This is a genomic window from Aerococcus viridans (genome assembly GCF_001543285.1).
Lineage (GTDB): Bacteria > Bacillota > Bacilli > Lactobacillales > Aerococcaceae > Aerococcus > Aerococcus viridans.
Map to the genome: position 1 here is coordinate 770,503 of NZ_CP014164.1, position 20,653 is coordinate 791,155.

Sequence of the window (20,653 nt, forward strand, 5' to 3'; positions counted from 1 at the left end):
TCGCGACCAGCCTCATTCAAGACTGGTCGCGATTTTATTTATATAAAAGTGTTTATTTTGCCAAGCCTTTATTGCCTTTGTATAAAGTGATGATGGTCCAAACGAGTAAGGATAGGATGAAAGCCATAGTTAAAATAACTAGGGCATGGGCTAGGGAAATTTGCCTAGCTGTCGGGTCGTCGCCGAAGAAGGACAAGATTTCATCCGGTAAACCAAGCATGTTTAAAACTGTTAGACCAATGACAGATACCCAACCTAAAAATTTGACGATAAGGGTATTCTTAAAGCGGTGACCCATGTCTTTTTCAGAGTCGGTAATCATGAGTAAAGGAATAATTGAAAATGGTAGGGCAAGGGCTAAGAAAACTTGGGAATTGTTCATCAAGTTATTCAAGGCGATATGCTCTTCGACAGTCCCTTTTTGGCTGGTATACATGACGCTCAATATGACAGGGATAATGGCAATTAAACGGGTCATTAACCGACGAGCCCAAAGCGGTAATTTCAGTTCAATAAAACCTTCCATAATCACTTGGCCGGTTAGGGTACCTGTAATAGTTGAATTTTGACCGGAAGCAAGTAGGGCGACGGCAAATAACGTGGCCAATACACCTTTTGACGCTAAATCCGCCAAAATCCTTTGCCGGTTGGGACTTCAACTGTTCCGTTTATTTCACTTAAGGAAAGGTCGCTGATTTTTCTTTTATTCTCTATGTTCGATTCTTCTGTCATGGGCTACCGTCTCCTTTGAAAATTTCTTTTGCAAATAGAGTATACGCCTATAAAAGGCAAAGGTGAATATAAAAATAAGGGCAACCTAAAATAAATACATAAGAAAACCGTAAATGGTTCGGCGATGACTTGGTTAGCTAAAGTTTCTTCACCTATATAGACAAAGGCCATACTCGTACAAGGCACCAGATTTGTGGTAAAATGACAGAGATTAGTAAAAATGAAGGGACGACCTTTTTGGCACCACCTCATACAGAAAAGTAAAGTAAAAAAATAAAGCGAGTGAATACAGAATGTCTCAAAAAACCAAACAAACGCCTATGATGGAACAATATAATGAAATGAAGGGCCAATATCCGGATGCCTTTTTGTTCTTTCGTCTAGGTGATTTTTATGAAATGTTTAATGATGATGCCTTAAAAGCGGCTCAAATTTTAGAAATCACCTTAACCTCGCGCAATAAAAATGCGGAAGATCCAATCCCTATGTGTGGGATTCCTTACCATTCAGCTAGCGAATATATTAAAACCTTGGTCAGCCAAGGCTATAAGGTAGCGATTGCTGAACAATTGGAAGACCCCAAATTAACCAAAGGGATGGTCAAACGTGGTGTTGTGAAAGTCTTGACACCAGGGACCTATATGAATGACAGTATTGGTATAGTTGAAAACAACTACCTTTCTGCCTTAGATTACGTTAATGGTCAATACATTTTAGCCTTTTCGGATGTGGGTACTGGGGAGTTAAAAGTGACTACGCTTGACGACTTTAATGCTGTTTTGACAGAATTTGCCCAATTACAATCAAAAGAATTGGTTGTTTCCCAATCTGTACCAAAAGACCAGGTAGAAGAATTACAACACCTACAATCTTTCACCTTATCACCTTTTGAGTTGACAGCTGAAACAAGGGCGAAAACAAGAGAAAGTTACAAGCAAATCCTAGCCGACATTTCGGATGACCAGGAATTGAATGGCCTCTTGTTACTATTGACCTATGTAAATTCTATGTCCCACCAAGCAATTGACCATTGGCAGGCGGCGACCCACTATGAAGTAGCGCATTACCTCCATATGGACTACTATGCCAAAAGTAATTTGGAACTAACTGAATCAGTTAGAACCAAGAAACGGCAAGGGTCCTTGTTAGCTTTCTTAAATAAAACAGAAACGGCTATGGGCTTTCGCTTACTAAAAAATTGGCTGGATAGACCGCTGATTTCCCTGCCGGCAATTGAACGGCGTCAAGCTCAAATTGAAGATTTGATCGAACATTATTTCCAACGACTTGAAATTAAAGACCTATTACACGGGGTGTATGACTTAGAGCGGTTAGTGGCAAAAGTAGCTATTGGGAACGTTAACCCTAAAGAATTATTACAATTAAACCAGTCACTAAGTCGGGTCCCAGGAATTATTGACACCGTTGACCAAATCGCAGCGGATAACGAAGATGAAAGTGTCTGGGCCAATATCCAAGGGCAAATCACAGCCTTACCAGCATTAACCGATACGATTGCAGCAGCCATCAAGGAAGATGCACCGGCGACGTTAAAAGACGGGAATGTCATTGCGGATGGCTTTAACCCGCAACTGGACGAATACCGGGATGCCATGCGTAATGGCCAACAGTGGATTGCTCAATTGCAGGCAGATGAACGGTCCAAAACGGGCATTAAATCCCTTAAAGTTGGCTATAATAAGGTCTTTGGTTACTATATCGAAGTGACAAAAGCCAACTTGCATTTACTTGAAGAAGGTCGTTATGACCGCAAGCAGACCTTGACCAATGCTGAACGTTTCATTACACCTGAACTAAAAGAAGTAGAAGCAAAAATTCTTGAAGCGGAAGAACAGTCACAAGTCCTTGAACACCAAATCTTCCAAGCCGTTCGTGAAGAAGTGAAACGTCATCAAGCGACTTTGCAGGCGATTGCGAGTACAGTAGCTACTATTGATGTGCTTCAGTCTCTAGCGGAAATTTCTGAAACCCACCAATACGTGAAACCACAGTTTATGACCGACAAACGTGACTTGTACTTGAAAGAATCAAGGCACCCGGTTGTTGAAGGGGTCATTGGCCAAAATAGATTTGTGCCCAATGATATCGTGATGGATCCCGAAACAAGCATTTTGATGATTACAGGGCCAAATATGTCCGGTAAATCAACTTATATGCGGCAATTAGGATTGATTGTCATTTTGGCCCAAATGGGGTCTTTTGTACCAGCTAAAGAAGCCCGTTTACCGATTTTTGATAAGATTTTCACCCGAATTGGGGCGGCAGATGATCTTTTAGCGGGTCAGTCGACTTTCATGGTGGAAATGATGGAAGCCAATCAAGCCTTGCAGCACGCCACCGATAATTCCTTATTATTATTTGATGAATTGGGACGCGGCACGTCTACTTATGACGGGATTGCCTTGGCCCAAGCCATCTTGGTCTATATCCATGACCACTTCGATGCGAAAGTCCTTTTCTCAACTCATTATCATGAGCTGACAGCCTTAGATGAAAGCTTACCTCGCCTAGCCAATATTCATGTTGGGGCCAGTGAAGAAGACGGGGAATTGGTCTTCTTGCATAAGGTATTTAACGGTGCAACAGACAAGTCTTATGGGATTCATGTAGCCAAATTGGCCGGTATGCCGGGTGAATTGTTGCAGAACGCCCAGATGGTCTTGCAAGAACTTGAAGCCAACAATTTAAATGAAGTTAATAAGGACCAGCAGCTGTCATTATTTGATGTGGTCCAAGAAGAAACGTCAAAGAAACCGGTAGATAATAGGCCAGTGGATACACCTAGTCAAAAAGTGATTGCACAATTGAAGTCTGAAGATATTTATAACTTAACACCGATTCAGGCCTTAAACTTCTTAGCAGAATTAAAGAGTCAATTATAAACCTGAATAATTCATACTTTGACTTCAAACCGTCTGAAACTGCCTAACGGCAGTCTTCATTTACTTTTTCATTTTCACCTGTTAAGTGATGCAAAAAGAACCCCATTCTGATATGGTAAAGGTGTCGAAACCAACCAAAAGAAAGGAGTTCTTCTCATGACTAGCTTACACAAAAACCAGGTAAAATTCAATTCAAATTTGACTATTTCACATACAGGTGGTCGCTTATCGAGTGATTCGGGTTTGGTCTTAGTTAAAGAGGTGATGAATACCTTCGACTTTTCACACGTAGCTAAACAGTGGCTCCATATTAAAGACAAACTTGTTTACTTCACACATGATAACTTAGCGATATTAGAACAACTCATTATGCAGTTAATTGCTGGGTACTCGGCAGACTCATCAGCTAATCTATTAAGACAGGATCCAGTCTTTCAAGCTGTACTCGGTAAAAAAGAGTTGGCCTCACAATCGTCAATCTCTCGGTTTTTAGATCGTTTCACCGAGGAGAACATGGATCAACTCCAAGCATTAAATCAGTCGCTGATTGATAAAGCGCGTTTGATTCGCAATGACACCGAGTTAATCATTGATGTCGATTCCACACATTCGGATACCTTTGGACGCCAAGAACAAACAGATTATAATGCCCATTATCAAACCTACGGCTATCACCCATTAGTTGCATTTGACGGATTGACCGGAGATTTCCTAAAAGCTGAACTGCGTTCAGGCAATCAGTACACGTCTAAAGGGGTAAAAGCCTTTATCGACCCGCTGTTACACCACTACAAGAGCACGTTACCTCATACCGAGATATTGGTTCGGGGTGACAGCGGCTTCGCCACACCAGAGGTGTATGAATCTTGTGAAGCAACTGAAAGCCAGTACGTTATCCGATTAAAGAGCAATCGGAGGTTAAGTCAGTTAGCTGAACACTCTGTTCTTTATGGGGATAATAAAAAATGGGAAGACCGAGAAATACAGTATTTTTCACTCCCTTATCAAGCACAATCCTGGTCAAAACCCCGTCGCGTTTGTATTCGATCAATCCGTGAAGCAGGAGAGCTTCTTTTTCACCACGCATTCATTGTGACGAATCTATCCGATAATGTCTCGCCTGAAGTCATATTCTCTCTTTACGGCAAGCGTGGAACAATGGAAAATTTCATCAAAGAAGCGAAATCAGGCTTTTATTTTGACAAAACAGATAGTCCGCGTTTCCTGGAAAATCATGTCAGAATGATGATCAGTGTCCTGGCTTACAACCTCGTCAATTTTTTAAAGACCATTGGATTTGAACAAGTCAATCGGGGGATGACGATTCATTCTATACGATTGACATTGCTTAAAGTTGCCGGAAAACTCGTTAAAACAGGTAGACAAGTCTATCTCAAACTGTCGAGTTATCATGTGTATCAAACTGAATTTTATAAGGTTTTTGAACGCCTACGGCGATCTAGGCAATGGATTTAGGCTAGTTATCGTAAAAATTTTTAACCTATTTTTCCAAGGGGTCAGTCTGCCCTTAAATAGACAAATAATTTTTATTACAGCCTTCTTCCGTATATATCCTGTTCGAAAACACATTATTTTGGAAGAATGTATCTGCCTAATTTAAATATAGGCACTTTGTTCAAAAAAATAGCTTAAATTTAGAGCTATGAATTATTCAGGTATAAAGGATGATGTAAATGGCGATACAAGAATTACCCATTCAAGTAGCCAACCAGATTGCAGCGGGGGAAGTGGTTGAACGACCAGCCTCAGTTGTCAAGGAACTTGTGGAGAACGCGATAGATGCAGGCGCCAGTGAAATTGCGATTCATATAAAGGAAGCCGGATTGCGGTCTATTCAAGTGATTGATAATGGAAGAGGGATTGCAGCGGACCAAGTTGGCCTAGCCTTTAAACGACATGCAACCTCAAAAATATATAGTTCAAGTGACTTGTTTAGAATACGGACACTGGGATTTAGGGGTGAGGCTTTGCCGTCAATTGCCTCAGTTTCAGAAGTGACCATGAATACATCGGACGGGGAATCTTCAAGTGAAATCTATATTAAAGATGGGGAAGTCGTTGACCAGAAGTCGTCTGCTTTAAGACGGGGGACGTCTGTATTGGTAGAGAACCTCTTCTACAATACGCCAGCCCGTTTGAAATACTTGAAGAGTTTGCAAACAGAATTAGCCCATATTACAGATATCATTAACCGTGAGGCCCTTGGACATCCAGACATTCGCTTTAACTATACCCATGACGGGAAAACCTTATTGTCAACAAATGGTAAGGGCCGGGTCAATGAAGTCTTAGCGGCCATTTACGGCTTTAGACAGGCCAAAGATATGGTGACTATTGAAGGCGAAAACTTAGACTTTCACATTTCAGGATACGTGTCCTTACCAGCTGTCACTAGAGCCAGCAAGTCTTATATGTCCCTGTTTGTGAATGGTCGTTTTATCAAAAACTATAAGTTAAACCAGGCCATTTTAAAGGGTTATGGGTCTAAATTAATGGTGGGTCGGTATCCAATTGCAGTCATTTATATTGAACTTGACCCGCAATTAATCGATGTGAACGTACATCCAACCAAGCAAGAGGTCCGTATTTCTAAAGAAGACGACCTCTATGATATGATCAAAACCGGCATTATTGATGCCCTTGCCCCTGTCCAACGGATTCCGGATGTATACGCTGACGGTGAAGGGGACGACGGCCAATCAGTCAATAACAGCGATTCATTTGCTTCACAATCTTCTGGGCAAAATAACTACCGCCCTCTAAGCCAGCCAACTACTTACCTTGGCGAGCAAGCCAGTTTAGACTTCTCGGCCAGTCAAAGTAGACATGGCAGTAATAGCCAGCAAAATGACACTAGCCCTTTTTCAGGTAATGGTTTCTCTAAAATTTTCGATGAAGATGTTCATGAAGAGGTCAAACAATCTGTCCAAGTACCGACTTATTTGTGGGATGAAGCACAGGTGGTTCAAGCAGAGAGCCTTGAAAATGAAGCTGATCATTCAGATGAGGTATCAGTAGCCTATTTGGATACGGAACAAGAAGTGGACTTGCCAAAATCCCACAATAAACCCATCTGGCAAACCGTTAACCAAGTTCGGGCGCTTGACCAGGCTATCGTGGACCGGAATATGTCTTTTCCAGAGTTGACTTATGTGGGGCAAATGCAAGGGACTTATTTGGTGGCTGAAAATGAGACGGGTATGTATTTGGTGGACCAACATGCGGCCCAGGAGCGGATTAAGTACGAATACTATCGGGATACCATTGTAGAATTTGGAACGGCAATGCAGAGTTTACTATTACCGATTGTTTTTGATTTCTCAAATTCAGAGGCTCAAGAAATTGACCAAATCCGGCCAAAATTGTTGAAAATGGGGATTGATTTGGAACCCTTTGGCCCAAATGCCTTCCAGTTACAGCAGCACCCAATTTGGATGGGCAAGAAGAATGTCCAAAAGATTGTAGAAGATTTGATCGCCTTAGTTTTAGAAGATCCTAAAGCGACGGTAGGCAATTACCGGGAAGCAACGGCTATCATGATGTCTTGTAAACGGTCGATTAAAGCCAATCATTATTTAGACGACATGCAGGCGAAACAACTGCTGCACGACCTGGCTTATACCAAAAATCCCTATAACTGCCCGCACGGTCGACCAGTGTTGGTTCATTTTTCAAATTATGAAATTGAGCGGATGTTCAAGCGAATTCAAGATCCGCACGAGTCACCGCAATTGTAGAGCAATTAAAACTGTGATCTAGATTTTCGTGTATAAGCGGAATTTGTGCTAGAATATAAACAAGGAAAAGAGAGGTGCCACAAAAGTCGTTAAAACTCAATGTACTGGACCAAAAACTAAACAATTACTGCCAAGTAATTGGCATATTTTGGTAAGTTTCGGAAGAGTTTGACTTTTGGCGCCCAATATCACGACACCTGTTTTTCAGGTGTTCAAACGAGAAAAAGGAGTTTCATTATGACAAAAGACTACAATAAAGAAGAACGTTTGAAAGAACTGTCTGAATTAGAATATGAAGTAACACAAAACGCGGGTACTGAACGTCCATTTACTGGTCAATATGACGACTTCTACGAGCAAGGTATTTACGTGGATATCGTGAGCGGTAAACCATTATTTGTATCTACTGATAAATTTGATGCCGGTTGTGGTTGGCCATCATTTTCAAAACCAATTTTTGAAGATGAGATCGAAGAGTTAGATGACTCTTCATATGGTATGAAACGTATTGAAGTCCGTTCAAAAGACGCAGATACCCACTTAGGTCACGTATTTAATGATGGCCCAGCTGAATTAGGTGGCTTGCGCTACTGCATCAACTCAGCTTCACTTCGTTTCGTATCGCTAGAAGATATGGACAAAGAAGGCTACGGCGACTTGAAAGAATTAGTGAAGTAAGACCATGTACGAATTTATGATAGGTCAGGTTGAAAGTGTCTACCCAGATGCTGTCATACTTGAAACGGGGGGGATTGGCTACTATATTTATATGGCCAATCCTTATCGTTTTACAGACAAAATCGGGCAAGACCGACCAGTGAAAATTTGGTTGTACCAATCTGTTTCAGAGAATGATATACGTTTATATGGCTTTAAATCACAAGAAGAGAAGATTATCTTCCTACAGTTGATTTCGGTTTCTGGTATCGGCCCTAAATCTGCCTTATCCATCCTATCGTTAGACGATAACGCCGGTTTAGTCGCAGCCATCCAGGCAGAAGACAATGCCTTTTTAATGAAATTTCCAGGTGTTGGCAAAAAGACAGCCGGCCAGATTGTGCTGGATTTGAAAGAAAAACTGCCAAAAGTTTTAGCTGAGTCTCCGTCTTCTGCACTATTCAAGCAAGAAAGCCTGGATATTCAAGGACCAGACCAAGTCAATCTACCATTCATGCATGAACTTGAAGAGGCCATGGCTAGTCTTGGCTACAGCCAAAGAGAAATCAATCGCGTAGTAAAAAATGCTGACTTCACAGGTGTGACCGCTACAGCAGAAGCCATACGCATCGCCTTGAAATTTATCACAAAACGTTAATATAGGAAAAGAAGGGAGGCAGTTGCCATGAATGTTGATCATCATGAAAATTTTGACCAAGAAGATTTAGATGTTGAAATCGTCTACAACGGCCAAATACACTCACCCCATGCACAAGCAGATGAAGTCCAGGAATTATCCTTGCGACCTAAGTTTTTGCGGGAATATATTGGTCAAGCTGAGTTAAAAGAAGAGTTAGCGATTTATATACAAGCAGCCGAAAATCGTGATGAAGCGCTTGACCATGTCCTCCTTTATGGACCACCAGGTTTAGGGAAAACTACCCTGGCGAATATTATCGCCAATGAAATGGGGGTTAATATTCAAACCACTTCTGGACCAGCCATTGAAAAAACAGGAGACTTACTAGTCTTGTTAAATGAGCTGTCAGCAGGAGATGTCTTGTTTATTGATGAAATTCATCGCCTGCCCCGTGTGGTAGAAGAAATGTTGTATTCCGCTATGGAAGACTACCAAGTAGATATTATTGTTGGACAAGATGAAGGGGCCCACCCTGTACATTTTCCGCTGCCACCTTTTACCTTAATTGGGGCAACAACTAGACCAGGTGCCTTGTCGTCACCATTAAGACACCGGTTTGGGATTGTCCAACATTTACGCTACTATACAGTGGATGAATTAGCGACCATTGTTGAACGGACAGCTCGTTTATTTGAGGTGCCAATTAAAGATCAAGCAGCGAAAGAAATTGGGATGCGGTCACGAGGGACACCTCGTATCGCCAACCGATTATTAAAGCGGGTCCGTGATTTTGCTCAAGTCTATCACGAAGATGGTTTAATTGACGATCCTATCACGGATAAGGCCTTATCTATTTTGAAAGTAGACCAAGCAGGTTTAGATGAAACGGACCGAAAAATTCTCGATGTGATTATTCGCTATTATGGTGGGGGACCTGTTGGTTTGTCGACCATAGCAGCGAATATCTCAGAGGAAGCGACAACAATAGAAGATATGTACGAACCCTTCTTGATTCAAAATGGGTTTTTACAAAGAACGCCACGTGGTCGTCTAGTAACACCAAAGGCCTACGACCATCTAGGTATACCCTATGCGGAGGAATATTAAGTGACATTAACGACAAATGATTTTGATTTTGACTTACCAGAAGAATTGATTGCCCAAGTACCGATTCAAGACCGGTTGGCTAGTAAACTGTTGAAACTTGACGCCCAAACTGGGGATTTCCAGGATGGCCATTTTCCAGATGTAGCTAGTGAACTTGAAGCGGGTGATGTCTTGGTATTGAATAATACCCGAGTATTACCAGCGCGTTTACAAGGAATTCGTCCTGATACGGGTGGACATATCGAAGTCTTACTATTAAATAATACGGAAGGCGACAAATGGGAAACCTTGGTTAAACCAGCTCGTCGTATTCGTGTGGGGACTGAGATTGTTTTTGGGAACGGTCAATTAGTGGCGGTTGTTACTGAGGTGCTTGAACATGGTGGCCGAATTGTGGAATTCAAATATAATGGCATCTTTTTAGAAGTCCTTGAGGCTTTAGGAGAAATGCCATTGCCACCATATATCAAAGAGAAACTAGACAATCCTGACCGGTATCAAACCGTCTATGCCAAGGAAAATGGGTCAGCGGCGGCGCCAACAGCGGGTCTTCATTTTACAGAAGAATTTATGGCAGACTTAAAAGACCGGGGTGTTGAAATTGCCTACCTAACCTTACATGTTGGACTTGGGACCTTCCGACCGGTATCTGTGGATGATATTGATGCCCACAAAATGCATTCGGAATTCTATCGTTTAGACCAAGAAAATGCGGCTAAAATTCGCCGAGCCCAAGAAGGTGGACACAAGGTGATTGCGGTTGGGACGACATCTATCCGCACCCTTGAAACAATCGGCACTAAATTCAAGGGGCAAGTCCAAGCTGATTCTGGTTGGACCGATATTTTTATCGCACCAGGCTATCAATTTAGCGTGGTGGAAGGATTTATTACTAACTTCCACCTACCTAAGTCGACTTTGATTATGTTGGTTTCAGCATTTGCCGGACGCGACCATGTCCTTGCGGCTTACCAGCATGCAGTTGAAGAAAAATACCGGTTCTTCTCCTTTGGGGATGCCATGTTCTTACGAGGACCCCAATACGCTGATCCAGCGATTACTGCAGAAGATATTGAAGCGGCGAAACAAAGAAATAGTCAGTTTTTCACTGATGAAGACAAGTAAATAGTGATTTTAAACAAACCATATAAATGAGGAGGTGACCGGATGTTTGTGCCATTACATGTAAATTCAGCCTATTCCCTATTAACCAGTCCCATGTCTGTTGAGGCATACGTACAGGCAGGGGCGACTGCAGGTTATACCCATTTAGGCTTGGCCGATGTTAATGTCATGTCAGGCAGCTTGGCATTCGTCCGTGCCTGTGAGCAAAATGGCATCACCCCTTTAATCGGGCTAACCGTCCAGTTTAATATTGACAATGTCAAAGAAGAATTGGTTGTTTACGCAAAAAACTACGAAGGCTATCAGCATCTGATGGCCCTTTCGTCGTCTTTAAAATTACAAGCAGAAGCCAACCGCCGGGCCATTTACCAAGAAATCACCATGCACGCGGATGATTACATTGTAATTTTTTCTGCTATGACCGGGCCACATATGCGGTACTTGAAACAAGGCGATGGTCAGGCAGACTACGACCAGTTAGAGGAAGAGTTACTTTGGTGGCGACGCCATTTTTCAGATGACCAATTATTCCTAGGTCTTTCAGCCTTGGAGAATGAACAATTCCACGCAAAAGCCATCATCGAATTGAGTGAGCAATCAGGGGTTCCATTAGTCGCTATGCCGCACATTCAATATGCAAATCCGGATGACTTCTTCACCCAACAAGTCCTTGAAGCCATTGACAATAATAAGCCGATGACAGGGATTGATGAGTTGAAGCAAGTGAAAGGGTCCCATGCACTTAGAAATCCAGACCAATGGGCCAAGATGTACCAAGATCCAGATGATCAAGATTCAGTTTACAAAGACTCCTTGGACCGGTTAGAGGTAGCAGTGAAGGGGATTGATATTGTATTTCCTCAAATTGAAACCTTGCTGCCCAAATACCCGCTACCGAGTGAATACACGGCTACACCGAAATACCTAAAAGACTTAGCGGAAGCAGGGTTAGTTAAGCGTGTGGCGAACATTACAGATGCCTACACCGACCGCTTGGCTTATGAATTGTCGGTCATCCATGATATGGGCTTTGACGATTATTTTTTAATCGTTTGGGATGTGATGAATTATGCCCACCAACACCATATTCAAACGGGTCCTGGACGTGGGTCGGCTGCCGGGGCCTTAGTGGCTTACGTCTTAGAAATTACAGACGTTGACCCGATTGCAAACGACTTACTATTCGAGCGGTTCTTGAATCCGGATCGGCAGAACATGCCAGACATTGACCTGGATTTCCCGGATAATAAACGGCAAGAAGTGCTCGACTATGTCTACCGGAAATACGGGGACAACCATGTAGCACAAATTGCGACCTTTGGGACATTTGGTGCTCGGCAAGCCTTGCGAAATGTCGGTTCTGTTTTTGGGAAAGCGCAAGTGACCTTATCAGAATGGGCTAATACAGTAGGCAATAATCCTAATTTACCAGCTGAAACACTAACATCAGTCTACGACCAGTCACAGAAATTGCGGGAATTAATTGAAAACGAAGACCACGGGCAATTGTGGTTTGATACCGCCCGTAAACTAGAAGGTTTACCACGTCACGTTTCCACCCATGCGGCCGGTGTCGTGATTGCGGACCAACCTTTAACCTTGCATACACCGCTTCAAGCCTCATCCACCCATATTCCAAATACCCAATATACAATGGGGGATGTCGAAGCAGTGGGCCTACTAAAGGTCGACTTTCTGAGTCTATCCAATTTAACTATTTTGCATGACGGGTTAGCGGCCGTTGGTAAATTAACCAGTAGACCTGTCAAAGCCTTGGATATTCCATTAGATGATCCAAAGACTTATGAAATCTTCCAACATGCAGATACCAATGGCGTCTTCCAATTTGAATCGGACGGTATTAAGAATGTTTTGAAACAAGTAGCGCCTACATCCATTGAAGATGTGGTGGCTGTTAATGCCTTGTACCGACCAGGTCCAGTCCAACAAATTCCACATTTTGTGGCCAGAAAGCATGGACGTGAAGCTATTGCTTACCCACACCCTGATTTAGCACCAATTTTAGCCCCTACATATGGGATTATGGTCTACCAAGAACAGGTAATGCAGGTGACCCAAAAAATCGCAGGATTTAGCCTGGGTGAAGCGGATATCTTGCGTCGTGCCATCGGTAAAAAGAAACACGAAACCATTGAAAATGTCCGCAAACAATTTATCAGCGGGGCTATTGAAAATGGCTACCAGGAAAGTGTCGCTGTGCAAATTTACGACTATATTGAAGCCTTCGCCAACTATGGTTTTAATAAGTCGCATTCCTTTGCTTACTCATACTTGGCCTACCAGTTGGCTTGGATCAAGGCCAATTATCCAGTTGCTTTTTATTATGGCAACCTGAAACATACAAGGATATATGATAAAAAGGGGAAGAACCTGGTACTCGAAGCGAAAAACCACGGGGTTGAAGTGGTCAATCCAGATATCAACAAGTCATTTTATGGCTTGTCAGTTGTGGACGACCACCAATTACAACTCGGCTTAGGGGACATTCGAGGTATTCCTAAGCGTGCAGTAGAAGAAATGATTCAAGCTCGGGAAGCGGAAGGACCATTTAAGGACTTTACCGACTTTATCCACCGACTTGGAAAGCTCGCCCTCAAAGAAGACATCTTAGTCAAATTAGCCCAAGCAGGTGCATTGGATAGCTTTGGCTACAACCGACGTACCTTACAATTGGAAGCTATCCCTAAGATGATTACCCATGAGCAACTCTTTAAAACAGACAATCAACGCCAAACCTCGCTACTTGGGGATGATGACTTGTCAGCCATGTTCGCACCGAAGATTGTTGAAATCGATGAATTTGACCAACACCAATTAATTGAAAATGAAATAGAAACGCTGGGGCAAGCATTATCGATTAGCCTTTTTGAAGACTATGAAGGTTTTTATCAAACAGGGATTATTGATTACATTGAAAACCTCAAAGAAAATAGCAAAGCCTTTTTCCTAGGGGAGGTTATAGCGGTGAAACGAATTACCACTAAGAAAAATCAACCTATGGCCTTTGTGACAGTAAAGGACCAAACGGGGCAGATTTCTGTGACAGCCTTCCCGGAAGCTTATATCACTTTCGCCAAACATTTAAACCAAGGCAATGCCTTGTTGGTTTACGGAAAGACGCAAAAGCGCAATGATGAATTGCAAGTCGTCTTGACTAAGGCTTGGATGTTGGATGAAGATACAAAAGTATATTTAAACAATTTGAGTCAAAAACAAGCAGACATTTCTGGCCAAGCAGATTATGCTGGCGGACAAAAAAGCCAGCTTGCACAAAGCATCCAAGCCCCAGTTTGTTGGATTCGCGTTGAAGACAAGGCCAAGGCTAGTGCGCTGAAAGCTGGACTACTAGAAGTTGTTGGGAAATATCCGGGTCAAACCAGGCTTCATTTCACAATTGTGGCGAGTCAGGAAAACTACTGGTTGTCTGAAAAATATGCCATTAAAGTGACGGAGGAATCCGTTACAGAATTGGTTGCTGTCTATGGCGAGGGAAATGTGGTTGTAAAATAAGAAAAATCCTTGTATATCTTTGCACAAATTGATAAAACGTAAGACATTAGCTATGAAAAATGGTAGAATAACACTGTAAATAAATTAATTGAGGTGGAAAAATGGGAAAACGTATAGGAGTTTTAACTAGTGGTGGAGACGCCCCTGGTATGAACGCAGCTATTAGAGCAGTTGTCCGTAAAGCAATTCATGATGGTGATGAAGTATTCGGTATTCGCTACGGTTATCGTGGCTTAGCTGAAGGCGACATTTTCCAAATGACGGAACGCGATGTGAGTGATTTGACTGCTCGTGGAGGTACCATGCTTTATACTGCCCGTTATCCTGAATTTCAGGATGAAGAAGGCCGTAGACCAGCGATTGAACAATTAAAAAAACATGGCATTGACTCTTTGGTTGTAATCGGTGGGGACGGTTCATACCGAGGTGCAGCAGCATTAGCGGCAGAAGGTATTCAAACTGTCGGTATTCCTGGAACAATCGATAACGATATTCCTGGTACCGAGTACACAATCGGTTTCGATACCGCTTGTAACACTGCTTTAGAAGCTATCGATAAAATTCGTGACACAGCTACTAGTCATCTTCGTACATTTGTTATTGAAGTGATGGGGCGTAATGCAGGTGATATTGCCGTTTGGACTGGTATCGGTTCAGGGGCTGAACAAATCATTATTCCAGAAGCAGAATTTAATATGGATGATATTGTTGCAAACATCGAAGACGGTCGTCGTCGCGGTAAGAAACACTCTATTATTATCCTTGCTGAAGGTGTAATGGAGGGGCATGAATTTGCTGATAAACTTTACGAATATGATGACTATCATGCACGTGTTACCGTATTAGGTCACGTTCAACGTGGTGGAGCACCAACAGCTCGTGACCGTGTATTGGCAGCGCTGTTTGGCTTCAATGCTGTGGAATTGTTACATAAAGGTGCCAGCGGTATTTGTGTAGGTATTAGTGGTGAAAAGATTATCTCTACTGATATTAATGAAGCATTGAAAACAAAAGGGCACTCTCATACGTCTCAAGTAGACCTATACAATATCAACTCAGAAATTTCATTTTAATTTTTTCTAAGAAAGGATGCATTAATCATTATGGAAAAAAATACCAAGATTGTATGTACCATTGGACCCGCATCGGAGTCTGTAGACACTTTAGTTCAACTGATTGAATCAGGTATGAACGTTGCTCGTTTGAACTTCTCTCATGGAGACCACGACGAGCATTTAGCACGTATCAACAACATCCGCGAGGCTTCAGAAAAAACTGGTCGCCGCGTTGCAATCTTATTAGACACTAAAGGTCCTGAAATTCGGACAAACAACATGAAAGACCACAAACCTGTAACATTGGTTAAAGGTTCTGAAGTTCGCGTATCAATGACAGAAGTTGAGGGTGACGAAACAAAATTCTCAATTACATACACTGAATTGATTAATGATGTAGAAAAAGGTTCTCATATCTTAATTGATGATGGTTTAGTAGACTTATTAGTAACTGATATTGACACTGCAAATAACGAAATCGTTACTGAAGTACAAAACACTGGTGTCATCAAAGATAAAAAAGGTGTTAACGTACCGGGCGTTTCTGTTCAATTGCCAGGTATTACTGAAAAAGATGCAAATGATATCCGTTTCGGTCTAGAAAATGATATTGACTATATCGCAGCGTCATTTGTACGTAAACCAAGTGATGTCCTAGAAATCCGTGAAATCTTAGAAGAAACTGGTAACGAATCAGTTCAAATCATCCCTAAAATCGAAAACCAAGAAGGTGTAGATAACTTAGACGATATCTTATCTGTATCTGACGGTTTAATGGTTGCTCGTGGTGACTTAGGGGTAGAAATCCCAGCTGAACAAGTACCAGTTGTACAAAAAGACATGATCCGTAAATGTAACTTAGCTGGTAAACCAGTTATTACAGCTACACAAATGTTAGATTCAATGCAATCTAACCCACGTCCAACTCGTGCAGAAGCATCTGACGTTGCGAACGCAATCTTTGATGGTACTGACGCAATCATGCTTTCAGGTGAAACTGCTGCCGGTGACTATCCAGTAGAAGCAGTTCAAACAATGAACCGTATTGCATTAGTAAGTGAAGGACGTAAAGAAGCGAAAACTGACATTGGTTCATTAAAACCAAGTACAGAAGGTGACATGGCAGAAGCAATCAGCCAATCTGTTGCTTACACTGCTCGTAGCTTACGCGTTTCAACAATTGTTGCAGCGACTGAATCTGGTCACACAGCGAAAATGATTTCTAAATACCGTCCAAGCGCTAAAATCATCGCTTTAACTTTCTCTGAAAGCCAAGCACGTAAATTAGTTTTAGCATGGGGTGTAGAACCATTTGTTGTTGAAAAACCAGCTTCAACTGACGAAATGATGTCATTAGCAGGTACTGTAGCGAAAGAATCTGGCTACGCTCAGGATGGTGATACAATTATTATCTCTGCTGGTGTACCAGTTGGTGAAAAAGGTACTACTAACTTGATGAAAATCCAAGTTATTGGTGAAAAATTAGTATCAGGTTCAGGTATCGGAGAAAAATCTGTTGTTGGTCATGCAGTAGTTGTAGACAACGCCGCAGATGCAGTAGCTAACGTAAAACCTAACTCTGTATTAGTTGTGAAATCAACTGACAACGACTACAATGAAGCAATTAAAAATGCTGCAGCAGTAGTTGTTGAAAAAGGTGGATTAACAAGCCATGCAGCGGTATTAGGTGTAGAAAATGGTATTCCAGTTGTTGTAGGTGCAGAAAACGCAACTTCTTCAATTGAAAATGGCCAATTAGTAACAGTTGATGCTCGTCGTGGTATCGTTTATAACGGCGCAACTACAACTATCTAATCTTGCTTAACCTGAGTCACTAAAATCTATTATTCGGACATTTAAAAAGTGTTGACTGAGCTTTCTTAGCTTGGTCAGCACTTTTCTTTTTGCAAAAATGATACATTATATTAAATGTTTCGACTGAATCTTCATTATTTTCTAATTTTTGTACAAATATAATTGCCCCTATTGGAAATAAAGGCTAAAATGAATAAGAGAAATTGAAAAATTAGGAGGAAACAGTACATGCTACGTTTCATTACAGCTGGCGAATCACATGGTCCATTAGAAACTGCGATCATTGAAGGCGTTCCAGCAAACTTACCAATCGATATAGATAAAATCAACGAGAATCTTGCTCGCCGTCAAATGGGTTATGGTGCAGGTAATCGTATGAAAATTGAAAAAGATCAAGTGCGCATTACTTCAGGTGTTCGCCATGGATTAACTTTAGGTTCACCAATTACGTTGATTGTTGAAAATAGAGACTTTAAAAAATGGACTGAAATCATGAGTGCAGAAGATGTAGAAGAGGGTATTAAAAAACGTCGTACTGTACATCATCCACGCCCGGGGCATGCTGACTTAGTTGGTGGGATCAAATACGGTTTTAAAGACTTACGTAATGTTTTAGAGCGTTCATCTGCTCGTGAAACAACAATGCGTGTAGCTGTTGGTTCTATTGCCCAACAAATCTTAGATGGCTTAGATATTGAAATCATCGCTTACGTTAAAGCTTTGGGTGGCGTTGAAGGTAAGGTTAATGCAACAAGTCTTTCTTATGAGGAAATCCGTCAAACAACGGATGAATCAGAATTAAAAATGATTGACCATTCAATTGAAGAAGAAATCAAAGCGAAAATTGACCAAGCAAAAAAAGATGGCACCACTTTAGGTGGGGTTATCGAAGTAATCGCAAAAAATGTTCCTGCTGGTTTAGGATCGTACACACACTGGGACAAGAAATTAGACGCTAAATTAGTAGGTGCTATGGTATCGATTAACGCCTTTAAAGCGGCTGAAGTCGGTGATGGTGTTGAAGTGGCTAGCCGTTTTGGTAACGAATTAATGGATGAAATTGCCTACGACGATACACAAGGTTTCTACCGTTTAACCAATCATATGGGTGGTTTTGAAGGTGGTATGACAACTGGTATGCCAATTATTGTCCGTGGATACAAAAAACCAATTCCAACACAATACCATCCATTACAATCAGTGGATATTTACACCAAAGAACCTTACAAAGCGTCGATTGAACGTTCTGACATTACGGCGGTACCACGTGCAGCCATTATTGGTGAGACAGTAATCGCTACTGAATTAGCCCAAGCAATTTTAGAAAAATTCCCACATGATGACTACAATGAATTAGTTAAAGCAGTAAACAACTACCGTGAATACGCTAAAAACCCTGACATTTGGCAAAATGAAGGAGAGTAAGACATCCATGAAAGAATTAATGATTGATGCCAATCCATTAGAAGGGACAATAACGATTCCTGGTGATAAATCAATTTCTCACCGGGCGATCATGTTCGCTTCTATTGCTAAAGGCACCACAAAAATTGAAGGCTTTCTACATGCGGAAGACTGTATTTCAACTATGAATATCTTCCGTGATTTTGGTGTTCAAATTGATGAAGAAGCAGATGGGTCTGTCATCGTTCACGGTAAGGGTATTGAAGGCTTAACAGCACCAAATCATGCCTTAGATGCTGGAAACTCCGGTACGACCATGCGTTTACTGGCAGGACTTTTTTCAGGATTCCCATTTAAAATTAAAATGACTGGTGACGAATCTCTATCAAAGCGACCAATGAACCGTGTTATGCTACCATTACGTCAAATGGGGGCATCGATATCTGGTTCAGAAGGTAGCGAGTTTGCGCCTTTGTATATCCAACCAGTTGACCACTTAAATGCCATTGAATATGATATGCCAGTGGCATCTGCCCAAGTAAAATCAGCTATCTTACTGGCAGGTTTATCTGCTAAAGGTACAACAATTATCCATGAAAAAGAGCGGTCACGTGACCACACTGAAAACATGTTAAAAAACTTTGGCGTTGAACTAAAAGTAGACGATAAAGACATCTATCTAGAAGGTGGTCAAAGCTTAACAGCTACGGATATTACAGTCCCAGCAGATATTTCTTCAGCAGCCTTCTTCATTGTTGCTGCACTATTAGTTAAAGGGTCTAAACTCCACATGCCAAATGTTGGTTTAAATCCAACCCGAGCTGGGATTATTGAAGTCTTGCACAATATGGGTGCCAACATCGAAACAAGCTTGCATGAAGGAGGCTTGAGCGGTGACTTAACTGTTTCTGCCAGCGACTTAAAAGCAACAGAATTTGGTGGCGACATTATTCCAGCATTAATTGATGAAATTCCAATTATCGCTTTAGCGGCTACCCAAGCGGAAGGTCGGACAGTGATTCGCAACGCTGAAGAATTAAAAGTAAAAGAAACTGACCGTATTCAGGTCACAGCCAAAGAATTAAATAAAATGGGTGCCAACATCGAAGAAACTAAAGATGGCATGATTATTACTGGTCCAACACCATTGCACGCAGCGGATGTGGATAGTTACGGTGATCACCGTATTGGTATGATGCTACAAGTTGCTGCTTTATTGGTAAAAGAAGGAACTGTCAACTTGGCTCGCCCTGAAGCAGTCAACATTTCTTTCCCAAGCTTCTTCGATGACTTAGCCGCTTTAAGCAAGTAAGTCACCCAATTGAAAATGGAAGGTTGATCAAAGGATGCCAATCATATTAACAGGATTTATGGGTGTCGGAAAGACAACAGTCGGGTGCATTTTGGCCAACAAGTTAGGTGTCCCATTTGTGGATATGGACTTGTATATTGAGACCTGTCGAGGTCAGACGATTGCAGAAATATTTGAACAAATTGGAGAATCGGGTTTTAGATTGTTGGAGTTTCAAATCTTGACTGAATTACTAGAGGCTGAAGAAAATGCCGCTTTAGTGATTTCAACCGGTGGTGGTATTGTGGAAACGGCGGAGTGCCGCCAACTGCTAGCCCAACATGAAAAGGTTTTCTACTTACAAGATACCTTTGAAACCTCGTGGCAACGGATTAATCGTGGTGGTCCCGGTAACAATGACCGCCCTTTAGTCAATGCCAATAGTAAAAGTCAAATGGCTGCCAAGTATGAACGCCGAATTCCTTTATACGAGGAAGCGTCGAATTACCTACTGGATGTTCGTCAAACCGATGCACATGAAACCGCAGAAGTAATTAGGAAAATGTGTGAAACGGAATAATTAAAATGTACTTGTGTAAAAAGGAGGCGTCAGCTTAAGTGTGGGCCTCCTTTTT

Annotated in this window: 13 protein-coding genes and 1 pseudogene; 13 read left to right on the forward strand and 1 reads right to left on the reverse strand. The window is 41.8% G+C overall.

The features are described from left to right. Positions 1-52: 52 nt before the first annotated feature. A pseudogene (locus AWM76_RS03745) lies at positions 53-637 on the reverse strand (divalent metal cation transporter); the annotation flags it as partial. Between the two features lie 388 nt (positions 638-1,025). Here AWM76_RS03745 and mutS point away from each other — a divergent pair. From mutS to AWM76_RS03810, 13 genes are all read left to right on the forward strand, one after another. Then, the gene (mutS, locus tag AWM76_RS03750; protein WP_060779341.1) at positions 1,026-3,635 is read left to right on the forward strand and encodes a DNA mismatch repair protein MutS; all 2,610 of its coding nucleotides are present in this window, start codon (positions 1,026-1,028) and stop codon (positions 3,633-3,635) included. A 156-nt stretch (positions 3,636-3,791) separates the two neighbouring features. Beyond that, positions 3,792-5,111: an IS1380 family transposase gene (locus tag AWM76_RS03755; protein WP_060779342.1), complete on the forward strand. Its 1,320-nt coding sequence runs from the start codon at positions 3,792-3,794 to the stop codon at positions 5,109-5,111. 218 nt (positions 5,112-5,329) lie between these two features. Beyond that, positions 5,330-7,393, forward strand: a complete 2,064-nt coding sequence (gene mutL, locus AWM76_RS03760) for a DNA mismatch repair endonuclease MutL (protein ID WP_003143460.1) — start codon at positions 5,330-5,332, stop codon at positions 7,391-7,393. Positions 7,394-7,630: 237 nt separating this feature from the next. After that, positions 7,631-8,071 carry a peptide-methionine (R)-S-oxide reductase MsrB gene (msrB, locus tag AWM76_RS03765; RefSeq protein ID WP_003143459.1) on the forward strand — a complete coding sequence of 147 codons (441 nt, stop codon included), beginning with the start codon at positions 7,631-7,633 and terminating at the stop codon, positions 8,069-8,071. A 4-nt stretch (positions 8,072-8,075) separates the two neighbouring features. Next, positions 8,076-8,708: a Holliday junction branch migration protein RuvA gene (ruvA, locus tag AWM76_RS03770; RefSeq protein ID WP_003143458.1), complete on the forward strand. Its 633-nt coding sequence runs from the start codon at positions 8,076-8,078 to the stop codon at positions 8,706-8,708. 27 nt (positions 8,709-8,735) lie between these two features. After that, positions 8,736-9,797, forward strand: a complete 1,062-nt coding sequence (ruvB, locus tag AWM76_RS03775) for a Holliday junction branch migration DNA helicase RuvB (RefSeq protein WP_003143456.1) — start codon at positions 8,736-8,738, stop codon at positions 9,795-9,797. Beyond that, positions 9,798-10,922 (forward strand): tRNA preQ1(34) S-adenosylmethionine ribosyltransferase-isomerase QueA, encoded by a 1,125-nt coding sequence (gene queA / locus AWM76_RS03780; RefSeq protein ID WP_003143455.1) that lies wholly within the window; start codon positions 9,798-9,800, stop codon positions 10,920-10,922. 42 nt (positions 10,923-10,964) lie between these two features. After that, the gene (locus AWM76_RS03785) at positions 10,965-14,453 is read left to right on the forward strand and encodes a DNA polymerase III subunit alpha (RefSeq protein WP_003143454.1); all 3,489 of its coding nucleotides are present in this window, start codon (positions 10,965-10,967) and stop codon (positions 14,451-14,453) included. 101 nt (positions 14,454-14,554) lie between these two features. Continuing rightward, positions 14,555-15,526: a 6-phosphofructokinase gene (gene pfkA, locus AWM76_RS03790; protein ID WP_003143453.1), complete on the forward strand. Its 972-nt coding sequence runs from the start codon at positions 14,555-14,557 to the stop codon at positions 15,524-15,526. Positions 15,527-15,556: 30 nt separating this feature from the next. Continuing rightward, the gene (pyk, locus tag AWM76_RS03795; protein ID WP_003143452.1) at positions 15,557-17,323 is read left to right on the forward strand and encodes a pyruvate kinase; all 1,767 of its coding nucleotides are present in this window, start codon (positions 15,557-15,559) and stop codon (positions 17,321-17,323) included. Between the two features lie 228 nt (positions 17,324-17,551). Next, complete coding sequence (gene aroC / locus AWM76_RS03800) at positions 17,552-18,748, forward strand: chorismate synthase (protein ID WP_003143451.1); 1,197 nt, start codon at positions 17,552-17,554, stop codon at positions 18,746-18,748. Between the two features lie 7 nt (positions 18,749-18,755). Next, positions 18,756-20,039 carry a 3-phosphoshikimate 1-carboxyvinyltransferase gene (gene aroA / locus AWM76_RS03805; RefSeq protein ID WP_039935954.1) on the forward strand — a complete coding sequence of 428 codons (1,284 nt, stop codon included), beginning with the start codon at positions 18,756-18,758 and terminating at the stop codon, positions 20,037-20,039. Between the two features lie 34 nt (positions 20,040-20,073). After that, positions 20,074-20,598 carry a shikimate kinase gene (locus tag AWM76_RS03810; protein ID WP_003143447.1) on the forward strand — a complete coding sequence of 175 codons (525 nt, stop codon included), beginning with the start codon at positions 20,074-20,076 and terminating at the stop codon, positions 20,596-20,598. The last annotated feature ends 55 nt before the right edge of the window (positions 20,599-20,653 follow it).

Coding starts and splice junctions, on each gene's coding strand:
- mutS (WP_060779341.1), top strand. CDS start 1,026: ATGTCTCAAAAAACCAAACAAACGCCTATGATGGAACAATATAATGAA.
- AWM76_RS03755 (WP_060779342.1), top strand. CDS start 3,792: ATGACTAGCTTACACAAAAACCAGGTAAAATTCAATTCAAATTTGACT.
- mutL (WP_003143460.1), top strand. CDS start 5,330: ATGGCGATACAAGAATTACCCATTCAAGTAGCCAACCAGATTGCAGCG.
- msrB (WP_003143459.1), top strand. CDS start 7,631: ATGACAAAAGACTACAATAAAGAAGAACGTTTGAAAGAACTGTCTGAA.
- ruvA (WP_003143458.1), top strand. CDS start 8,076: ATGTACGAATTTATGATAGGTCAGGTTGAAAGTGTCTACCCAGATGCT.
- ruvB (WP_003143456.1), top strand. CDS start 8,736: ATGAATGTTGATCATCATGAAAATTTTGACCAAGAAGATTTAGATGTT.
- AWM76_RS03785 (WP_003143454.1), top strand. CDS start 10,965: ATGTTTGTGCCATTACATGTAAATTCAGCCTATTCCCTATTAACCAGT.
- pfkA (WP_003143453.1), top strand. CDS start 14,555: ATGGGAAAACGTATAGGAGTTTTAACTAGTGGTGGAGACGCCCCTGGT.
- pyk (WP_003143452.1), top strand. CDS start 15,557: ATGGAAAAAAATACCAAGATTGTATGTACCATTGGACCCGCATCGGAG.
- aroC (WP_003143451.1), top strand. CDS start 17,552: ATGCTACGTTTCATTACAGCTGGCGAATCACATGGTCCATTAGAAACT.
- aroA (WP_039935954.1), top strand. CDS start 18,756: ATGAAAGAATTAATGATTGATGCCAATCCATTAGAAGGGACAATAACG.
- AWM76_RS03810 (WP_003143447.1), top strand. CDS start 20,074: ATGCCAATCATATTAACAGGATTTATGGGTGTCGGAAAGACAACAGTC.